At 53.5% G+C, this 19722-nt stretch carries 12 protein-coding genes; 8 read left to right on the top strand and 4 right to left on the bottom strand.

Features of this window, described 5'->3' with window-relative positions; all coding sequences use genetic code 11:
* Positions 1-13 precede the first annotated feature (13 nt).
* The gene (locus tag IEY39_RS05220; RefSeq protein WP_188929194.1) at positions 14-1768 is read right to left on the bottom strand and encodes a RagB/SusD family nutrient uptake outer membrane protein; all 1755 of its coding nucleotides are present in this window, start codon (positions 1766-1768) and stop codon (positions 14-16) included.
* Between the two features lie 23 nt (positions 1769-1791).
* Complete coding sequence (locus tag IEY39_RS05215; RefSeq protein ID WP_188929192.1) at positions 1792-4995, bottom strand: SusC/RagA family TonB-linked outer membrane protein; 3204 nt, start codon at positions 4993-4995, stop codon at positions 1792-1794.
* A 339-nt stretch (positions 4996-5334) separates the two neighbouring features.
* Here IEY39_RS05215 and IEY39_RS05210 point away from each other — a divergent pair, with 339 nt between their 5' ends.
* The 5 genes from IEY39_RS05210 to IEY39_RS05190 all read left to right on the top strand — a co-directional run bounded on the left by IEY39_RS05210 (position 5335) and on the right by IEY39_RS05190 (position 13897).
* Complete coding sequence (locus tag IEY39_RS05210) at positions 5335-9321, top strand: hybrid sensor histidine kinase/response regulator transcription factor (RefSeq protein WP_188929190.1); 3987 nt, start codon at positions 5335-5337, stop codon at positions 9319-9321.
* Entirely contained in the window at positions 9318-10250 is a 933-nt protein-coding gene (locus IEY39_RS05205; RefSeq protein WP_188929188.1) for an RraA family protein, read from the top strand. Before IEY39_RS05210 ends, IEY39_RS05205 begins: the two co-directional genes overlap by 4 nt.
* A gap of 4 nt (positions 10251-10254) precedes the next feature.
* Positions 10255-11646 (top strand): mandelate racemase/muconate lactonizing enzyme family protein, encoded by a 1392-nt coding sequence (locus IEY39_RS05200; protein ID WP_188929186.1) that lies wholly within the window; start codon positions 10255-10257, stop codon positions 11644-11646.
* A 15-nt stretch (positions 11647-11661) separates the two neighbouring features.
* A complete protein-coding gene (locus IEY39_RS05195) occupies positions 11662-12657 on the top strand; it encodes a bile acid:sodium symporter family protein (RefSeq protein ID WP_188929184.1) in 996 nt (331 codons plus the stop codon).
* Between the two features lie 133 nt (positions 12658-12790).
* Complete coding sequence (locus tag IEY39_RS05190; protein ID WP_188929182.1) at positions 12791-13897, top strand: nucleoside phosphorylase-I family protein; 1107 nt, start codon at positions 12791-12793, stop codon at positions 13895-13897.
* Between the two features lie 127 nt (positions 13898-14024).
* Here the strand turns inward: IEY39_RS05190 and IEY39_RS05185 are convergent, their stop codons facing one another.
* Both IEY39_RS05185 and IEY39_RS05180 read right to left on the bottom strand, forming a co-directional pair.
* Positions 14025-15356, bottom strand: a complete 1332-nt coding sequence (locus tag IEY39_RS05185) for a vanadium-dependent haloperoxidase (protein WP_188929180.1) — start codon at positions 15354-15356, stop codon at positions 14025-14027.
* 21 nt (positions 15357-15377) lie between these two features.
* Positions 15378-15947 carry a hypothetical protein gene (locus IEY39_RS05180; RefSeq protein ID WP_188929178.1) on the bottom strand — a complete coding sequence of 190 codons (570 nt, stop codon included), beginning with the start codon at positions 15945-15947 and terminating at the stop codon, positions 15378-15380.
* Between the two features lie 57 nt (positions 15948-16004).
* Here IEY39_RS05180 and IEY39_RS05175 point away from each other — a divergent pair, with 57 nt between their 5' ends.
* The 3 genes from IEY39_RS05175 to IEY39_RS05170 are packed head-to-tail and all read left to right on the top strand — an operon-like array spanning position 16005 to position 19722.
* Entirely contained in the window at positions 16005-17183 is a 1179-nt protein-coding gene (locus IEY39_RS05175; RefSeq protein WP_188929176.1) for an acetate/propionate family kinase, read from the top strand.
* Positions 17180-17443, top strand: coding sequence for a phosphoketolase family protein (locus tag IEY39_RS29725; RefSeq protein WP_229688778.1), 264 nt, complete (start codon positions 17180-17182; stop codon positions 17441-17443). The genes IEY39_RS05175 and IEY39_RS29725 overlap by 4 nt, the downstream gene beginning before the upstream one ends.
* Positions 17359-19722, top strand: a complete 2364-nt coding sequence (locus tag IEY39_RS05170) for a phosphoketolase family protein (protein ID WP_308423210.1) — start codon at positions 17359-17361, stop codon at positions 19720-19722. Before IEY39_RS29725 ends, IEY39_RS05170 begins: the two co-directional genes overlap by 85 nt.

Below are 19722 nucleotides of genomic sequence, written 5' to 3'. Positions count from 1 at the left end.
GATCGGAGTCTCGTCAATATCCCGGGTTCTGCGTCAGGTTCGGGTTAAGGGCTATCGCCGACGAGGGTATCGGAAGGATGACACCATTTAAAGTAAGGCTCGTATTGTACAGGCCATGTTGCTTGCCATCATGGGTCGGACCCGGCGCCGGGTTAGGAACGGGGAGATAGCTTCCATCCACTGTACCGTTGGCTGCTTTTATAAAAGCGATCGCGACATCGGGTCCCGCCCTGCAAAGGTCATAAAAAACAGAGTATTCGCCGCTGAGCTCGTGCCGGTATTCGCTCAATACCATTTGCAGCGGATCTGTTATCGGTTTGCCGGGGGTACCGTCAAAATTAGCGCTGTCCTGCATTATGGCCGGAGCTGTTCCACCCCATGCCCTGTTGCGCACGGTGGCCAGATCGGCCATCGCCCCGGTGACATCCCCGGTGCGCACTTTACATTCGGCCCTGTCCAAGAGCACCTCCGCATAGCGGAGGAGTATTTGATTTTGATCGCCGAACAGATTACTCTTACCCGCCGCGTTCGAATTGCCGCCAGTAAGATTCGGATCCCGCCATTTCTTTGCACAATAATAGCCGCTACGGCCTTTGTCGTCACCATACCAGGGCCTGGTCAGGGTTCCAACCGTATTCAGGATCTTGCCGTCATCCCCGGTGTAGATGGGGTTACCGGCTGCAAAGCCCTGTTGAACCTGGTAATACCCTTTTAGTCCGCCAAGCGCCGCGACTATTCCCGGACTTGCCAGGGTGTCGCCGGGGCCACAGATGGTAAGCAGCTTACGTTTGTCCCCGGATTGATAAGAATTCCACAGGGCAGGGTTGCCATAATCATACCCTTGCCCGGTTAGCTCCTGAGGCCAGCTGAAATCATCTATCCATGCGAGTTCGGCTCCAGGCGGTTGCCAGCTGCCACCCCAGTCCTGCGGATCGCCGGCCTTCTTTTCAAACTGGATTTCAAACAGCGACTCATCATTGTTTTGGTGGTTGTATTCATTCGCATCGGCGAAATTCGGCATCAGATGGTAGTTACCGGTCAGCTCCGGATTATTGAAGGCGGCTAATGCGTTGGTGTAGTCTTTCAACCACATCCGGGCAGCGCCCTCGTAGGCATATGCTGCGCCTTTTGTCGCCCGGCCCAGATCGGCAGTGGCCAATGTCGTCTTTGACAGCAGAAGACCTTCCGCCAGCTGCATATCTTTAACCACCTGCTGAAACACCGAATCCCGGGCAGACCTTGGTTTCAGACCAAGATTTACATTGCCGGTAGTGTCTACCTCCAGTGGAACGCCGCCAAAGGAAGATGCCAGGTAATAATACGTCAGGCCGCGCAGGAAAAAGGCCTCTCCTCTTAAGCGGTTGCCCAACGAGACATCGATGATACCCCTTTGCTCGGCGGACGTAATGATGGGAAATGCTGAGTTGGCTCTTGCTATGCCGATGTAGGATTGGTTCCAAAAGGTGATCAATCCGCCAAACGTAGAGGGGATCTGATAGTTGTTCCAGAACACGTCGCCGCCCCAGTTGAAAAAGTCATGGCTGCCGAAATTGGCCCTGTACCAGAGACATTTTTTGAGCAGATCGCTGTTCTGGTAGGTATCGTAAATGGCGTTGATCAGGGCTGTCACATCGGCCGGCGTATTGAACGTAGCGTTCGCGGTACCCTGAAACGAGTTGGTCTGTACCAGGAAGCTTCTTTTACATGCCGACAGGCCCATCGTCAGGGAAAGGGCTGTCAGGATGATGATTGTTTTGCTTCTTTTCATATCGTTGATTTTTCAATCTTTAATTAAAATGTTACGTTCAGGCCAAAGGTGTAGGACCTGGATGAAGGATAGGTTCCGTTGTCCACCCCATTCTGAGTAGCATTACCGAACTGTATCCCGATCTCCGGATCAAGCCCGCTGTATTTGGTGATCGTGAACAGGTTTTGCGTAGAGAAATAGACCCGCAGCCTGGCAATCGACAGGCTTTTGGCCAGGGACTCCGGTAGCGTATACCCAACCGTCAGGTTTTTCAATTTCAGGTAACTCCCATTCTCCACAAAGGCGCTGGATGGAACAGCATTGAGGGTATTGTCATCATTGGCGAGCGCCCTGGGATACTTGTTCGATGGGTTGGTAGGAGTCCAGTGGTTCTGATAATAATTCACAGAAACGTTCTCCACTCCTTCCGAACCCCGTTTCTGGAAGGATTCGAGGTCACTTTCGATGTAGTTGAGAATTTTGTTGCCATAGGTACCGTAAAAATACAGGTTGATATCCCATGCTTTGTAAGAGAAGTCGAGGTTAAGGCCGCCGTAGAACTTCGGTTGGGGGTTGCCTAAGCGTACCCGGTCGCTGTCATTATTTACTACGCCATCCCCATTGATATCTGCAAAATAGCGGTCACCCGGGCTGGTAGCAGCCCTATAATAGATGCCACCCGGGGCTTTTGCATTCAACGCGGTGATCTGAGCCTGAGATTGAAAAATGCCCAAGGATTTATACCCATAGAACTCGCCGATGGGGCCGCCTACATAGGACCGGGAAAATTCGTTCCAGCCCTGCCCTGTTAGCGTAAGGCCGCCAAAATTACTTACAAAGCTGGTTCCTGATGCGATGCTGGTCAGCGTATTCTTGATCGCGGACACCGTGGCCGTTATCCCATAGTGAATATCCTTTCCTTTGTTGCCCCTGTAACTGGCCGCAATTTCAAAGCCTTTGTTATTCATGCTACCGACATTGCGGGTGATAAAGTTATACCCGGTTTGTGCAGGCGATGCGAGCGTCAGCAGAAAATCCTTTGAATCCCTGTTGAACCAGTCAGCCGTCACGGAGAGGGCTCCGTCGAGAAAGGCCGCGTCCACCCCGACGTCCGTCTGGATATCCGTTTCCCATTTCAGATTGGGGTTACTGGGCTGACTTTGGGCAATACCGTTCTGATAGACTTTATTAAAGGGATAGCCAAGATTGTCGGCACCACCGCCATTCACATTGGCCGCAAAGTTGCCGGCGTACAGCGCCTGGTACTGGAACAGGCCTATAGCGCTCTGGTTGCCGACAGAACCATAGCTGCCCCTGATCTTCAGGTCGTTGAGCCAGGTGACATCACGCATAAAGTCCTCATTCTTTATTTTCCACGCTATGGCGCCTGATGGGAATACGCCATATTGGTGACCGGTGTCGAATTTGGAAGACCCATCCCGCCGGATGGTACCGGTGATGATGTACTTATCGTTATATTGATAGGTTAACCTTGCAAATTCGGAGGCCAGGGTCGAGATGTTCTCGCCATTGCCGAATTGGTCAAATTTCAGGTTGGTGAGCTGGCCCAGATCGCGGATAACGCCGTTAGGCGGGATACCGCCGGCACCCATCATGTCGTTGGTAGTTTTCTGCGCGGAGATGCCACCGACAAAATTGATCGTATGTTTTCCGAACGTCTTGTCATAAGCCACCGTATTTTCCCATATCCACTCAAAGAGATTGTTCATACTCTGGTGATAGTTGGCTGGGGATACGATCGATCCCGGGTATTGGATGTTGGCCCGGTTATCTTCGGGTTGATAAAAGGAACCTGAATAATCACTGATGTTGATGCCGGCATTGGTCTTGAGCCGAAGGCCGTCAACGGGCATTACTTCCAGCGATGAACTGGCCAGCACAAAGTTGGTTATGTTCTTATACTGGTTTGTCTCGACCGAGTAGACAGGGTTGTTGAATTTAAATACGTTGGGGTTTACAGGATTATAGAAGCCATAGTTGCCTTTACCGTCACTTATCTGGTAGGTGAGCCGGTTGCCGCTATCCAGCGTAGGAGGGTTTACTGCGAGTTGAAAAAGCGATCCCTGGCTGCCGGAGGCTACCGCATAAGGATTGTTCGAGTTCTGGTAGGTATACTTCAGGCTGGTGGAGGATTTGAGCCATTTGGCCGGCTGGTAATCCAGGTTCAGCCCGGCAGTCAGTCTTTTGAAGAACGATTGCAGCAAGATCCCTTTCTGGTCGTAATACCCCAATGAAAAAGCGGATTGGGCTTTATCGTTACCACCCCGGAGGGCTACACTATAACTCTGTGTGAGGCCCACCTGGTAAAGCGCGTTTTGCCAGTCTACGTTGTGGAGCTGGGCGGGTGTGTGCCAGATGGACAACCCGTGATAGGTGTGGGTAGAATCCGCTGCCTCCACCTGGTTGGACAGCGTAGCCCACTGCTGTGCATTCAGCAGGTTATATTCTTTTGGCCGGGAATTGACGGTTTCGTACATGTCATAGGAAACCTGTGTCTTGCCTTTAAGACCTTTTTTGGTGGTGATGATCACCACTCCATTGGCGGCACGGATGCCGTATACCGCGGTAGCGGAGGCATCTTTCAACACGTCTATCGAGGCAATGTCATTGGGGTTGATATTGTTGATGCCGCTGGTGGTAGGGTAGCCGTCGACCACATACAGGGGGTTATTGCCACCACTTGCCAGGCTGCCGATGCCTCTGATCAGCACGCTGGTGTTGCCACCGGGAGAGGCGTCATTATTGATGACCTGAACGCCGGCCGCTCTGCCCTGCAGGGCCTGTTCCGCCGAAGTGATGGGAACTTTTGCGATCTGGTCGGAAGTCACGCTGGCGATGGACCCCGTAATGTCCTTGCGTTTTGCCGTACCGTACCCGATGACAACCACCTGTTGGATGCTTTGAAGATTGGAAACAAGCCGGACATCGAACCTGGAAAGGTTGCGCACGGGAATTTCCTGGGTAGTGAAGCCGACATAGCTGATCACCAGGATGGAATTGGGGGGCACCATCAGGGAAAAGGATCCGTCATTTGCGGTGAGGGTGCTGATATTCTTTCCTTTGACTGCAACGGTAGCGCCGACAATGAGGCTATCATTCTCATTTTCAACGACTTTGCCTGTGATCTGCCGGCCTTGACCGAACAAGGCACCCGTAATGCAGATCAACGACAGGAGGAAGGTCAGCCTCCTGTACGCATGTTGGTAAAGCAGCGAATCTCTCTTCATGTGTTTTGGTTTTAATGTATTAATGGCCACCAGCAGCATTGCTAAAATTTGCTATAAGGCAAATGAGCGCCTGCGAGTTAAATCGGTTGCATGTATATTGCCGGAAAGATAATGTGGGGAAGAAAATCTGAATTTGGTCATAAGCAATCGAATTGAACATGTCGGATGGATGCAAAAGGCAGGTCGGTGACCCGCCTCAGCTGCTGTCAGCCAAGGCAAAGTTTGGTAATTTTAGGCATGTTTACCTGCTCAATATTTATCAAATTCTTTTCATTTTCTATCATTTCCCCCCGGCTCAAAAGATGACAGCCGGTTTTTGTGGCTAATTTGTACAGCCTGATGCATAGTATCAAGATTGCCATATCGCTGCTTGTCTTTATCACTGTCCTTTTGTTTGGCAGGGCGGATGGCCAGTCCTATTATTTCAATCACTTCCAGGTGGAGAACGGGCTGTCGAATAATTCTGTGGAATGCAGCATCCAGGATAGCGACGGCTTTTTATGGTTCGGGACCATTAACGGATTGAACCGTTTTGATGGATATACCTTCAAGACGTTCTACCACGATGCCGGGGATAGCACCAGCATCGGGAGCAATTTCATCCGATGCCTGTATAACGACAGCCGGGGGATCATATGGGTGGGTACCAATAATGGAGTGTATACTTTTGACAAGCTGAGGGAGCAGTTCAAGCTGGTGAGGACCTTGCCCAAGGGCAACAGCACGGAGATAATATGTGATGGAAGGGGGTGCTTCTGGTTTATCATCGACCAGCTTGTTTACCGGCTCGAAGCGGAAACGGGGAAAGTGACATTCTACCCGATGGCCGGGCAGGCGCCGGTGGCGATGTCTATCGCGATTACTCCTGATGATGCCTTGTGGGTCTCTACCTCCACTGGTTGTATCAGAAAATACGTGCCGGGGCCGGACTCCTTTTATACCTATAGCATCTACCAAAAGGGCCGGCTTTCAACCTCGATCGAGAAAATATACCCAATGAGCGACAGCACATTCCTCATCGGCACCAAGAACGAGGGGGTAAAGGTGCTCGATACAAAGACGGGGAAATACAGGGATATCATCACCCTCAACGAAGAGGGAACCGGTATTTATGTGCGGACTTTTATCAAACGAAATGAAAATGAGTACTGGATAGGGACAGAGACGGGCATCTACATATATAATAGCAGCATTGGGTCGGTGACCCATTTGCAACGGGAATATGATAACCCTTATTCGATATCGGATAATGTCGTTTTTGCTTTCTGCCGGGACAGGGAAGGGGGATTATGGGTCGGTACCTACCTGGGAGGGCTCAATTACCTGCCTGAAAAGTTCGTCTTCTTTGAAAAATTCTTCCCGCGCCTCCGGTGGCCCTCCCTCAGCGGCAACGGGGTACATGAGATCTGTAAGGACCGGTTCGGGAATTTCTGGATCGGGACGGAAGACGCCGGTGTGGATAAGGTCAATCTGCAAGAAGGGACATTTGCGTGTTTCAAGCCAGGACCTTCGAAAGGCAGCATCGCCTATCATAATATCCACGGTCTGCTGGCGACGGGCAACGAACTGTGGATCGGGACGTTTGAGCATGGGTTGGATGTATTGGATATAACGACAGGGAAAGTCGTACGTCATTATAATGCAGGGCCGGGCGAGCATAGTTTGAAAAACAATTTTATCGTTACGATCTTTCAGACAAGGGCGCACGAGATCTTTATCGGCACATGGGGCGGGTTGTATAAATATAACAAGGATACCGGGGATTTTACCCCCGAGCCGGCATTGGGTTTGCATATCCAGGCCCTTTTGGAGGACGAGCAGGGCATCCTTTGGTGCTGTACGCAGGGCGAAGGAGTCTATTATTATGACCCCCGGACCGGGCAATACGGGAATTTCAGGTATGACCCCAACGACACGAACAGCCTGGGCGACAACCATGTCAATAGTATTTTCCAGGACGGCAGGAATAACCTGTGGTTTGCTACGGAAGGCGGCCTTTGCCAATACCAGAAGCAGAGCAGGAAATTCACCCGGTATACTACGAAGAACGGCCTGCCGGACAACCTTATATTCCGCATAGTGGAAGACGGGAAAAATAATCTTTGGATCAGCACATCCAAAGGCCTGGTCTGTTTTAACCCGGATACAAGGGACATCAGGACATACAAGCGAAGTGACGGGTTGCTGAGCGATCAGTTCAACTATAATTCTTCCTTTAAGGATGTCGACGGGACGATCTATTTCGGTAGTGTTAAAGGATTGATCGGGTTTAACCCGGCGCAATTCCGGAAAGACACTTTTGTCCCACCGGTATACATCACCGGGATACAGGTGAACAACAAGGAATACACGGTGAGGGATAAAAAATTACCCCTAAAGGAAGCTATCACTTATGCAAGGGCGATAGGGCTGCCTTTTGACGAATCGACCATCAGTATCGATTTTGCCGCATTGAGCTATACCGGGCCTGAAATGAATGAGTATGCCTACATGCTTCAAGGGTTTGATAAGGATTGGACCTACCTGAAGACGAACCGAAAGGCGTATTTTACCAAACTCCCGCCCGGAAAATATATCTTTAAAGTGAAGGGGTCGAACAGCAGCGGCATATGGAATGAAAAGGAGGCGGAGCTGGCAATAGAGATACTGCCGCCTTATTGGGCCAGTACCAAGGCCTATGCGCTGTATGCGTTTGTTGGCGTGCTGCTGGTGTGTCTCATCATACGGTATTATGTGGTTCGGGCCGGAGAAAGGAACAGGCGGATGCTCGAACTGCTGGAGAGGGAAAAGGAGCGGGAGATCTACCATGCGAAGATCGAATTTTTCACCAACATTGCTCATGAAATAAGAACACCGCTGACATTGATCAAAATGCCGCTCGACAAATTGATGAAGAAGCGAAGTCAATGTCCTGAGATAAATGAAAACCTGTGTACAATGGAAAGAAACACCAATCGTCTTATCGACCTGACGAACCAGCTGCTCGATTTCAGAAAGACAGAGACCGATAAGTTCAGTCTGAACTTTGTGAAAACCGATATTTCCGGGCTGATCAGCGAGACCTTCGCCAATTTTCAGCTTGCCGCGGAGGAAAAGAGCATCAGCTTCAGACTGGAGATGCCCAGGCTCACCCTGCAGGCATTCGTGGACCCCGAGGCTGTCAGGAAAATATTGAACAACCTGATCAACAATGCCATCAAATACGCCGGCAGCAAGGTCTTTGTACAACTGCTGGCATTCAACAGCGAGGATAACGTGTTCAGCATCGAGGTGAGGAATGATGGTCTTCTTATCCCATATGATCAAAAAGAGAAGATATTTCAGCCTTTTTACCGCTTGAAGGCGACGGAGAAACAACCGGGCTCAGGCATCGGTCTGCCGTTGGCCCGATCGCTGGCCGAGCTGCACAAGGGCATACTCGACCTGAAGAAACCGGAAAATGACCTTAACATCTTTTTGCTGGTGTTGCCTATCCACCAGGACAAGGAGTTTGTTTTGCAAAATGACGAAGCTGCGACTATCTTGCCGAACGGGCGCCCGGAAGAAGGCCCGGACCCTTCGAGGCCGGTGATCCTGTTCGTGGAAGATAATAAAGAGATACTTGATTTTGTTTCCCGGGAGCTTCAATGCCAATACACTGTCCGGCAGGCGCTGAATGGAAAACAGGCATTGGAGGTGTTATCTGATGAGAACGTTCAGCTGATCATCAGTGATATCATGATGCCCGTCATGGATGGGATCGAATTGTGTAAAGCGTTGAAAACCGATCTTGACTATAGCCATATCCCTATCATTTTGCTCACTGCCAAAAATACCCTGCATGCCAAAATAGAAGGATTGGAAGTGGGCGCGGATGCCTACCTTGAAAAGCCTTTTGATCTTGAGCACCTCAAAGCCCAGATATCCAATCTCCTTTCCAACCGTGCCAAGATGATGGAGTATTTTGCCAGTTCGCCGCTTGTGCACATCAAGAGTATGGGTCATTCGAAAGCGGATAAGCAATTCCTCGAGCGGCTGGATACGATGATCCAGCAGAATCTCACTAATATGGAAAGTGACGTGGAGAACCTGGCGAGGCTGATGAATATGAGCAGGGCGACATTTCACCGGAAGGTAAAGGCTTTATCGAACTTAACCCCCCATGAGCTGATCAATATCTCCCGGCTGCAAAAAGCGGCGCGGCTATTGGCGGAAGGCGACTACAAAGTATATGAAGTGGCCGATTTTGTCGGATACACCCTGGCATCCAATTTTGCCAGGGATTTCCATAAGCAATTCGGGATGACCCCTAGCGAATATGTGAATACCAAAAAAAATCAAATATGAATAAAAAACTGCTCTTCTTTGGCTTTCTTCTTCTTGGCTATTATTGCACCAAGGCCCAGACCGTAGGCGCTTCCCCGGAGTATATCAGGGCCCTGACCTCGCAATGGAAGGGCGAACGGTTTCCTGATGGCCGGCCCCGGGTGCCGGATGACCTGCTCGAACGGCTAAAGCCCCTTTCGCTGGAAGACGTGTGGAGCGTGCTGCGGAATAAGGGATATCAGAATCAATTCGAAGGCAACTGGCAGGTGGTGAATCCGGACAGCGTGATGACGGGCCGCGTGGTGACGGCGCAATACATGCCGTTGCGCCCGGACTTTTCAGACCTCATCAAAGAAGAGGGTAAGAAAGAAGGCCGCGGCCAGCATGGGGGAACGAATTCCTGGCCGATAGATATCCTTGCAGACGGCGATGTCTATGTCGCAGATAGCTATGAAAAAATGGCCGATGGGACGTTGATCGGGGATAATCTGGGAAATTCTATTTATGCGCATTCGCACCGCGGGGTCATCTTTTATGGAAGTGTCCGGGACATGGCCGGGCTTAGCGAGATAAAGGGATTCAACGGATGGGTAAAGGGATCGGACCCTTCCTATATCCAGCAGATGATGCTGACCTCTATCAATCAGCCGATCAGGGTCGGCAGGGCTACCGTGCTTCCCGGGGATATCGTGCTGGCTAATAAATGGGGTGTTATCTTTATACCCGCCTATCTCTGCCAGGAGGTGGTGATCACTTCCGAAGTGACGGAATTACGGGATGAGTTTGGCCATCAGCGGTTGCGGGAGAAGAAATACCTCACCGGACAGATCGACAGCGAGTGGACGGAAGACATCAAAAAGGATTTCCTGGACTGGCTGAACCATTACCCGGGAAAATTGCCGATGACGAAGAAGGAGCTGGATGACTATCTGAAGGAAAGAAATTATTGATCTTATGTCAAACGACAGAAGAAGCTTTATAAAGAACAGCGCCCTGGGCGGGCTTGCTCTTGGCGGGCTGTTCAACCTGTCTTTTGAAGACAGGGTTGCGGAGACGACGCGGGCTGTCAGCCGGGCTTCGGCGCCCTCCGATCTAAAGATAACGGATATGCGCTATGCCGTTGTCCAGAATGTCGGGCGTACCGCCATCATCCGGATCGACACCAACCAGGGTATTTATGGCCTGGGAGAGGTGAGGGATGGTGCAGACGAACGTTATGCGCTGCTATTAAAGAGCCGCATCCTCGGGCAGAACCCCTGTAATGTGGAGATGATCTTTAAGATGATAAGGCAGTTCGGCGGCGCCAGCCGCCAGGCTGGCGGGGTTTGTGGGGTGGAGATGGCGCTGTGGGATCTGTGCGGCAAAGCGTACAATGTTCCTGCCTGGCAATTGCTGGGTGGCCGCTATCGGGACAAGATAAGGCTCTATGCCGATACGCCGGAGGCCAGTTCCCCGGAAGAGCAGCGGCGGCTGATCCGCTATCGTCTGGAGCAGCAAGGCTACACCTGGCTGAAGATGGACCTGGGTATCGAGGAGATAAAGGACATCCCCGGGACGCTGGTGAATTGGGAATACTGGGGGCCGAAGCTCAGCCAATGGCAGGGGGGATATATGTCTTATGCCGAGACGGAACATCCCTTTACACAGATACAGATCACGGACCAGGGTTTTGAAGAGCTTTCCAAGATAGTTGAGAATGTCCGCAGCATGGTCGGCTACCAGATACCGCTATCGACGGACCATTACGGGCATTTCGATCTGAACAACGGCATCCGGCTCGGGCGCGCGCTGGAGAAGTACCGGTTGGCCTGGCTGGAGGATATCATCTCCTGGGAATTGACCGATCAGTGGAAGACGATAACAGATGCGCTGGAGACGCCAACCCTGACGGGAGAGGACATCTATCTGTTGAAGAACTTCAAACCGCTGATCGATACGCATGCCGTAGACATCATCCACCCCGACCTGGTGACCAGCGGCGGGTTGCTGGAGACAAAGCATATCGGCGACTATGCCGAAGAACATGGTATTGCCATGGCCATGCACCAGGCGGGTACGCCGGTGAGCTTTATGGCCAATGTCCATTGCGCGGCCGCCACGCAGAACTTTCTCGCGCTGGAGCATCATTCCATCGATGTGCCCTGGTGGGAAAGCCTGGTGCGAACGACGGACGGCCGGGCGCTGATCACCAAGGGCTTTGCCAATGTTCCGCTGAGCGCGCCCGGGCTTGGCATCGAATTGAATGACGAAGAAGTAAAAAAACATCTTACAGAAAAGGATAAGAGTTATTTTGCACCTACACCGGAATGGAATGACCTGCGCAGCCACGACAGGATTTTTAGTTAATAAAAAAAGTATTGCTTGAAAAGAAAAGACTTTACCTACACACTGGTCATCATTGCGGCGGTGATCATTTCGCTTTGCTTTCCCCGCTATTTTATTGCTATCGCGGGTTTCAAACTGGCGGGACTGATCACGCCGTTGTTGCAGGTCATAATGTTCGGCATGGGAACCTCCATGAGCATTCATGATTTCGCGGGGGTGATCAAGACACCGAAGGGCGTCATCATCGGTGTATTCAGTCATTATCTTATCATGCCTCTCCTGGGCTTTACCCTGGCCAGCATCAGCGGGCTGCCGTCAGAGATCGCGGCGGGCATCGTCCTTGTCGGCTGCTCGCCGAACGGGCTTGCTTCCAATGTCATCTCCTATCTTGCAAGGGCTAATCTTGCGCTCTCGGTGACGCTGACGGCGGTGTCCACGTTGTTGTCGCCCTTGTTGACGCCGCTGTTGATGAAATGGCTGGCGGGACAGATGATCGCCATCGACGTCGCGGCCATGACCTGGGACATCATGAAGATGGTGATCATCCCTATTGGCGCGGGGCTTATCTTCAATCATTTCCTGCATGGAAAGGTGAAATGGCTGGACAAGGCGATGCCGCTGTTGTCCATGGGGGCGATAGCGGTGATCATCACCATCATTACGGCTGCGGGGAGGAATAGCCTGCTGACGATCGGTCCCCTGCTGATCGTGCTGGTGGTTACGCATAACCTGCTTGGTTATTGCCTGGGGTATTGGTCGGGGCGGCTGTTCAGGATGAGCGAGCGGGATTGCCGGACGATGGCCATCGAGGTGGGTATGCAGAATGCCGGGCTTGCTTCGGGTCTGGCCAAAGGGCTTGGCAAGATAGCGACGGTGGGGCTTGCGCCTGCGATCTTCGGACCGCTGATGAATACGACCGGGTCGTTGCTGGCGTCGTATTGGCATCGGCGACCACCGGAGGACAGGAGCGGCGAGCCGGTACAAACCGACGCACCGGCGGCGAATGGGGCTTCGGCGCCAGTGGGGGCCTAACGTTTCGGCGCCAGCCGGGGCCTAACGGCTTGTATTAACCCAGGGTTATTTTTTTTGCGGGGGATAAAATACCGTGTTTATACGGGAGGGAATTCTACCGGAGGTGGCTACATTTATAGCTAAACCTCATTTTATGACAGACAGACCTCATGTAACCCGCCTTTTCGCACCGGAGTTGGCCCAAGCCGCCGAAGCAAGAAAAAAATTTGAACCAACGATCACCAATACCCCTGACATCCCGGCCATCAATTGGAGCGTTATCGGAAAGCAGGCGCCGAAATCGTTGTCTACTCCTGCTGGTGAATTGCCGGCCGCGGATGCGGTCGTCATCACCTGGGCGAGTGCCGAATGGGCGGCGCTGGAGCATGTCTTTTGTGCCAGCGACAAGGCAATGCCGTATAGTCAGCGGACCAACGGCACCTGGCCGGGCTGGCAGCAATACGATAAGGACATGCCTGCGCATTCGGACAACACCTGGACCTATTGGGGGTATTATAAGTTGGTACAGATAAACAACAGCAAAGTATTGCTGTTCAAATCCAATACCCATCTCGACTGGCCGGGTGAGACCTTTCTTTCCGATCTGATCAGCCGGATCATCAGTGTGGTAAAACCAAAACTGATCATCTCCGCGGGTACGGCGGGCGGTGCGAAGCCGGCGGACCATATCGGTACGGTTAGTATCGTCAGGGCCGGAACGATGTATGAGACGGGGCAGCCTGAGTCCAAATGGCCGACCTATTCCAATGGCTGGAATGCCGACTGGGGTGTTGCCGGGTTGCCCGGGTTCAGCAAGCTGCTTTTCCCTATTCCCACCACGGAAGGCGATCTGAGTTCGTTGTGTTCGCAGTTCAACAGTTTTTATGGGACCAGTTTTCCGCTGAGCGAGCTGAACCCCGGCAATGTCAATATGGGCGATGCGGCGCCGGTATTGCATAACCAAACGGCGGCCGGTACGGCCTTGCTGACGACTTCTACCTTTGTTGTCGCCACGACGGCGGGCAACCTGGCTGACTTTGCCAGCGTGGAGATGGACGATGCTGTCATCGGTGAAGCATGCGCGGCGGCAGGAACACATTTCGGTTTTGTTCGCAATATCTCTGATCCGGTGCAGAATGCCGCTCTACCTGCTAAAATCCAGGGAGCCTGGGGCAGCGCGGTATATACCAGTTATGGTTTGTATACCAGCTATAACGGGGCGTTGGTCGCCTGGGCTTTGCTCGATGCGCAATTAAAATAAAACGAGGCCGTCTCAAGGGAAAAGTAGACGACCTCGTTTTGTCATTACGTCCGGCAAGCGGAGCTTGCCGGGGGCGGCGGCTCCGGGTTACCGGAGCCGCCTTGAATGGCGCGGCGTTAGCCGCGCCTTATTTTTTTATCTTGATGCGATCGGCGACCAGTTGGCCGATCTCGGTGCCCATCACATGGCTCACATCGGTAGAATATTTATAGTGGATGCCGCCATAGAAACGGGAACTTGCCGTCTCCACCGCCGCGGTACGGAAAGAAGGGAAGCTGCGGCTTTTGATGCCGAATTCCAGTTCTGTCGTGTCGTTGAAAGCGAAGTTGTCGCCGAAGATGCTTGTGAGGGCTTCTGCCGCGGAGGCGGAGATGGTGCAATGCCCGCAGGTATATTCGGGGAAGGGCGGAGTCTGGAGATGGGGCCGCCAGTTGGGATCGAAATACTTGTTGATGGCCGTTTCGGGGCGCAGGGTGTTATAGGTGTATTTGATATTCCAGCATTGGATAAAGGCGTCGAAGAGGGCCACGGCTGTCTTTGCATAGGCAGCGGTGGTGGTGGCGAAGTCGGCGCCGGCCTTTTGCGCGGCGATGCCGGTGATGCTCATCCAGTGGCCCGCGGGGGAGAATTTCTTCGTGCCGAACATCAGGTGGCCGGAGACGTTCAATTTGAAGGGGTTGTCATCCCAAAAGTCGGCGATCCAGGTCTCTTCCGGACTTAAGCTGTCGCCTTTGTTCTCGATCAGTTTTACTTCCTTGTAGTAAGGTGCATTCTTGTCTTTCACGTCGAAAGTATAGGGTGGGTGGGGCATAAACTGCTGAACGCTGTCCATGGCTATATAGCGGATCTCGCGCCAGTGGGGCTCCATGGCCGGGGTATAGGCCGGGGGGGTGGGCACCCATCTCCCGGGAGAATCAGGATTGACCATGTATTCGGGGGCGCCGCGGGTTTCGGCATAATGGTCTTTTTTACTCCAGGCTTTGATAGCGGCGGCCACGGTATCGCCATAGGCTACTGAAGCCTCGAACATATCGGAGGGCATGCCATGATCTTTGGCCATTTGTTTAAGGCTGTCTACCCAGCCCCGCATACTCCCTTCGGGGAAAGTCACCGCCTCGCCCAGCTTGCAATACGCCAGGAGGGACGCCAGTTCGAAATCGATCTTATGTGTGGTGGTATCGGGTTTGGGGACGGCCTGTAAACCGTGCAGCTGCCCGGCGAGGGAAGGGAAACGATCGGGATAACCTCCGGCGATGACCTCATAGCCGGCTACCGCGGCGTAGAGATAGTTGCGCGAAGCGACGATGGGGCCGAAATTGTTGCCCATGACGACGGTGTTCAGCTGATGAACTGTTGCGCAGTAGAGGTTGGGATCTTTGAATACTTTTTCATAATCACTGGTGGAATGGCATGCGGAGAAGAAGATCGCTATAGCGGCGAAAGGAAATAATCGTTTCATGAAGGAATAACTTGAATTAAACTATACAATCGGGTTGAGAAGGGGGATAAGGTCTGTTGTCCTTCGCGGCGGCTGGCAGCCTATGCGGGTATGACCGGGACAGGGAGCCGGAGTCTGGCCGCAGACCTTTTTTACTCCCCTGGCCGGAAAATTGGCAATGCATAAGGCGGGTGATTGCTGATAAAAGACCTTCAGCATATCAGGCGATGGTTTTCCACAGGGGGTTGATCTTCCGTGACCGCTGTTATCCGGCACACCTGTGGCGAGGTGGATGATCTCGTTTTTGGCCGAAAGCAGCCGGCTGGTCTCGCCATCGGGGATACAGAGAAATTCCACGGAATCGGCGTACAACCTTTTTTGGACATATCTGTAATGGATGCTGCCGACTTCCAGTTCTCCATCCGCGCGTTCGAATGTACCGGAAGCATTGGAATAAGGGATCGCATCCGCGGATACTTTAAAGAGGATCAAATCGCTGGCGTCATACTGGTCGTTGTCCAGCCGCGTCTCCCAACGGGCGTCAGCCCGGCATTCGAACCAGGAGATGAACAGCCAGTACCCCACCCAATTAAAGAAAAGGAGAGTTAACAATAATATGGTAGCAATCTTTTTAATCAACAATACAAGGTAGCTAACTTTAAGTAAATAATGAATACGGGAAATAAAAATATTCTGGCTGTCAACGGCGGCTCATCCAGTATCAAGTTTTCCCTGTATACGCAAGATGAGCCACCGGCGAAATGGCTTTCCGGCAAGATCACCCGCATCGGCCTGAAGGATACGGAGCTAACGTTTACCAATAATCGAAATAAAGAAAAAGGGCAATTGCCCGTGAAGGCGGAAGGGCTTTCCGAAGCCGCCGTTTTCCTCATCGACTGGCTGGGGCAACAGGCGGACGCTCCGCTGGCAGCGGTTGGCCACCGGGTGGTGCATGGTCTCCAGCACCGGCAGGCGGCATTTATCGACGATGTGCTTTTGGGAGACCTGCAACGGATCAGCACATACGACCCCGATCATTTACCGGGGGAGATCGAGCTTATCCGGCTTTTCCGGAGCCGCGATCCCGGGTTGCCGCAGGTAGCCTGTTTCGACACAGCCTTTCACAGTACGTTGCCCCGGGTGGCCCGGCTGCTGCCGATACCCCGCCGGTATGAAGAGCAAGGTCTCCAGCGCTATGGCTTTCATGGATTGTCCTATGCTTATATCCTGGAGGAGCTGACCCGCATTGCCGGCCCGGCGGCGGCCGGTGGAGCGGTGATCGTGGCGCACCTGGGCAGCGGTGCAAGCGTGGCGGCAGTGAAAGACGGGGTGAGTGTGGATACGACCATGGGTTTTACTCCGGTGGGTGGTCTTGTCATGGGCACCCGGCCGGGCGACCTGGACCCGGGGGTATGGTGGTGGTTGCTGGACAATGATAAACTGAGCGCTACTGCTTTCAACCAACTGATCAACCACGAATGCGGGCTGCTGGGTGTCTCCGAGACAAGCCCGGATATGAAGGACCTGCTCGACAGGGAAAGTACCGATGTCCGGGCGGCGGAAGCGGTGCAGCTTTTTTGTTACCAGGTGAAGAAGACCATCGGCGCCTATTCTGCCGTGCTCGGCGGTCTGGACACCCTGGTCTTCACCGGGGGTATCGGGGAAAGAGCACCGGCGATCAGGAGCCGCATCTGCGCCGGCCTGGAATACCTGGGTATCGGGCTGAATCAGCGGGCCAATGCCCATGACGAGCTTTTTCTTTCCGCCGAAGATACCCGCGTCGGGGTCTATGCCATTCCTACTGATGAGGAATGGATGATCGCAAGGATCGTAAAACATCTTTTATGATAACAGAAACCATGAACCAGCCGCAAGACCTGCTAACTGCGGAGATGGTGCAAAAGATGGATGCCTACTGGCGGGCCGCCAACTATTTGTCCGTCGGGCAGATCTATTTACGGGACAACCCCCTGCTGCGGCAGGCGCTGGCTCCCGGGCATATCAAGCACCTGTTGCTGGGGCACTGGGGCACTGGGGAACTACACCCGGGCAGAATTTTATCTATGTCCATCTCAACCGGCTTATCCGGCAATATGACCTGGATATGATCTATGTTGCCGGTCCGGGTCATGGCGGCCCTGCGCTGGTGGCCAACACCTATCTCGAAGGGACGTACAGCGAAGTGTATCCCAGCATCAGCCGGGACGAAGCGGGATTACAGCGGCTGTTCAAGCAATTCTCTTTTCCGGGCGGCATCCCCAGTCATGTCTCGCCCGAATGTCCGGGGTCTATCCATGAAGGTGGGGAACTGGGATATTCCCTCAGTCATGCTTTTGGCGCCGTCTTTGACAATCCCGGGCTTACGGTGGCCTGTGTCATCGGGGATGGCGAAGCGGAGACAGGCGCCCTGGCCACGGCCTGGCATTCCAATAAATTTCTGAATCCCGTCACCGATGGCACTGTATTGCCCATTCTGCATCTCAATGGATATAAGATCGCCAATCCCACGCTGCTGGCGCGGGTGACAAAGCCGGAATTGGAGCAGCTGCTTCTCGGCTATGGATGGGAACCTTATTTTGTAGAAGGGGAGGAGCCGGAGGAAATGCACCGGGCCATGGCCGCCACGCTCGACCTCATCGTGGAGAATATCCGTATCATTCGCGAGTCTATGCGTCGCGGTGGGGCGGCGCAAGCGGCTGGCGGGGAAGCCGCGGCCAGGGAAGCCTCCGGCGGGATAGGTACGTCGGGCCAGTTTGAGCGGCCCCGCTGGCCGATGCTGGTGTTGCGGACGCCAAAAGGATGGACGGGACCGAAGGTGATCGATGGCCTGCCGGTGGAAGGCTCGTTCCGCAGTCACCAGGTGCCGATCGTCGACCCTGCTACCAACTCCGAACACCTGCGGCAACTGGAGGCCTGGCTGAAAAGCTACCGGCCGGAAGAGTTGTTTGATGAGCGGGGAACCCTGCGGGCCGAACTGGCCGAACTGGCGCCGGTGGGGACGCGGCGGATGGGCGCCAATCCTCATGCCAATGGCGGTCTGCTGCTTAAGGACCTGCAGATGCCCGACTTTCGCCGCTATGCCGTGGATGTCGCCGGCGGGCTTGCCGGGAAAAATACGCCCTTGGCGACATCGGCTAATGATGGGCCTTCGGCCGACGAACCTGTGGTCCGTCCTGTGGACGGCCATGGGTCGGTGAAGGCCTCCGATACCCTTGTGCTTGGCGAATTCCTGGCGGATGTCATCCGATACAATGCTGCCGAAAGCAACTTTCGCATCTTCGGGCCTGACGAGACCCTGTCGAACAAACTGGATGCCGTCTTCAAGGCTACCTCGCGGCAGTGGGAGGCGGAGATCATTCCGCAGGATCAGTATCTCGGCCATGAAGGGCGGGTGATGGAAGTGCTTAGCGAGCACCAGTGTGAAGGCTGGCTGGAAGGCTATCTGCTGACGGGGCGTCATGGCCTGTTCAACAGCTACGAAGCCTTTATCCATATCGTCGACAGCATGTTCAACCAGCATGCGAAATGGCTGAAGGTAACGCGGGAGCTACCCTGGCGCCGGAAGATCGCCTCGCTCAACTATCTGTTGGCCTCCCATGTATGGCGGCAGGATCACAACGGGTTTACTCACCAGGACCCCGGGTTCATCGATCATGTCATCAATAAAAAGGCGGAGATCGTCCGCGTCTATCTGCCGCCGGACGCCAACTGTCTGCTCTCGGCCATGGACCATTGCCTGCGCAGCAGGCATTATGTCAATGTCATTGTTGCGGGTAAGCATCCTGCGCCGCAATGGCTGCCGATGGATGAGGCCATCCTGCATTGTACGAAGGGGGTCGGCATCTGGGGATGGGCAAGCAATGACCAGGATGGGGAGCCCGATGTCGTGATGGCTGCCGCGGGGGATGTGCCCACGCTCGAGATACTTGCCGCCATCTCTATATTACGGGAAAGACTGCCCGAATTGCGGGTGAGGATGATCAATGTATTCGATCTGATGAAGCTGCAGCCGCAAAGCGAACATCCGCACGGGTTGAGTGACTTCGACTTCGACCTGCTGTTTACCCGCAACAAGCCGGTGATCTTCGCCTATCACGGCTATCCCTGGCTTGTTCACCGGCTCACCTACCGGCGTACGAACCATGGTAATATCCATGTCCGGGGTTATAAGGAAGAGGGGACGATCACTACGCCGTTCGATATGACCGTGCTCAACGACATGGACCGTTTTCACCTCGTGATGGATGTCGTCGAGCGGCTGCCCCAGCTGGGACAGCGGGCGGCCTATCTCAAGCAGGAAATGGAGGATACGCTTATCCGGCACCGGCAGTATATCCGCGAAGAGGGTATCGATCTGCCGGAGGTGTTAAACTGGAAATGGAAATAG

The organism is Puia dinghuensis, from assembly GCF_014642875.1.
GTDB lineage: Bacteria > Bacteroidota > Bacteroidia > Chitinophagales > Chitinophagaceae > Puia > Puia dinghuensis.
The sequence above is the reverse complement of the archived record's forward strand: the minus strand, read 5'-3'. Positions and strand labels throughout refer to the sequence as shown.

What these genes read in the sequence shown, in the direction of transcription:
- IEY39_RS05210 (WP_188929190.1), top strand. Translation starts at nt 5,335, where the DNA reads ATGCATAGTATCAAGATTGCCATATCGCTGCTTGTCTTTATCACTGTC.
- IEY39_RS05200 (WP_188929186.1), top strand. Translation starts at nt 10,255, where the DNA reads ATGTCAAACGACAGAAGAAGCTTTATAAAGAACAGCGCCCTGGGCGGG.
- IEY39_RS29725 (WP_229688778.1), top strand. Translation starts at nt 17,180, where the DNA reads ATGATAACAGAAACCATGAACCAGCCGCAAGACCTGCTAACTGCGGAG.
- IEY39_RS05175 (WP_188929176.1), top strand. Translation starts at nt 16,005, where the DNA reads ATGAATACGGGAAATAAAAATATTCTGGCTGTCAACGGCGGCTCATCC.
- IEY39_RS05190 (WP_188929182.1), top strand. Translation starts at nt 12,791, where the DNA reads ATGACAGACAGACCTCATGTAACCCGCCTTTTCGCACCGGAGTTGGCC.
- IEY39_RS05220 (WP_188929194.1), bottom strand. Translation starts at nt 1,768, where the DNA reads ATGAAAAGAAGCAAAACAATCATCATCCTGACAGCCCTTTCCCTGACG.
- IEY39_RS05215 (WP_188929192.1), bottom strand. Translation starts at nt 4,995, where the DNA reads ATGAAGAGAGATTCGCTGCTTTACCAACATGCGTACAGGAGGCTGACC.
- IEY39_RS05185 (WP_188929180.1), bottom strand. Translation starts at nt 15,356, where the DNA reads ATGAAACGATTATTTCCTTTCGCCGCTATAGCGATCTTCTTCTCCGCA.
- IEY39_RS05205 (WP_188929188.1), top strand. Translation starts at nt 9,318, where the DNA reads ATGAATAAAAAACTGCTCTTCTTTGGCTTTCTTCTTCTTGGCTATTAT.